This window comes from Vibrio sp. 10N.222.46.A1, assembly GCF_041473595.1.
GTDB lineage: Bacteria > Pseudomonadota > Gammaproteobacteria > Enterobacterales > Vibrionaceae > Vibrio > Vibrio tasmaniensis_A.
The window spans coordinates 1-773 of record NZ_JBFRSN010001437.1 but is presented as its reverse complement, the minus strand read 5'-3'; the positions used below and the strand labels follow the sequence as shown (position 1 = coordinate 773).

Genomic DNA, 773 nt, shown 5'->3' with positions numbered 1-773 from the left:
GTTATCGATGTACCCATTAACATTGACCTCATCCTAGGTAATGTCCGGGGGTTTAACCGCTTTATCTAAGCCAATTAAGGTGTGAATGAGTATTGTAGGCGAGATAATCCCCTCTTTGACATACCTACTTGAATTAAGTGAAACTCTGCTTTTCTGTATGTACCGAAATTCTAATGACTTCCTAAGGATTACTCTATCCATTGGAGCATGTTTAAGAAGCCATGAGTGCGAGATGTCATCAAAGCAAGACTTTATATCTTCCTCGAATATCCATTTCGCCGCGCTCACCGATCAACCCTAGTTTAGGAGTTTAAAATGGCAAATCCTTTAGAACTCAATATCGATTATATTTTAAAACCCAACGGCAGCTTTCAGCCGCCAAGCGCCTGTGACATCGAATTTAAAAGATGGACAGGTAATCTTTATATGGCTTTTAAAAGCAATAAGGTAAAAGCGATACCTTACCTGCAGAGAGGTATTGATGCCGTTTATTCTCATCTTGAAGCGATGAAATATAGACACCATAAGAAGCTAAGTAGCAGTTATGGTTTTGGTGCCTCAGATGTGACAAATGATCCGGTGTGGATGGTTCTGCGCAGTCAGATTAGAGTACATTTCAAAAAAATAATAAGAGAAGTTCGCCCAAGTAAAACGCCACTGGAAAATATTCGCTTTAAATGTATTAACCGCACTACCTATAATTTTTTGCTACAGCAGATAAAACTCATCGAATCACTTAGAACAAATATTGTAAGAAACGGTGAGCTAGGACG

At 38.9% G+C, this 773-nt stretch carries 1 pseudogene; it reads left to right on the top strand.

Annotation, left to right across the window (positions count from 1 at the left end):
- Positions 1–315: 315 nt before the first annotated feature.
- Positions 316–773, top strand: a pseudogene (locus AB4496_RS27170) (hypothetical protein); the annotation flags it as partial.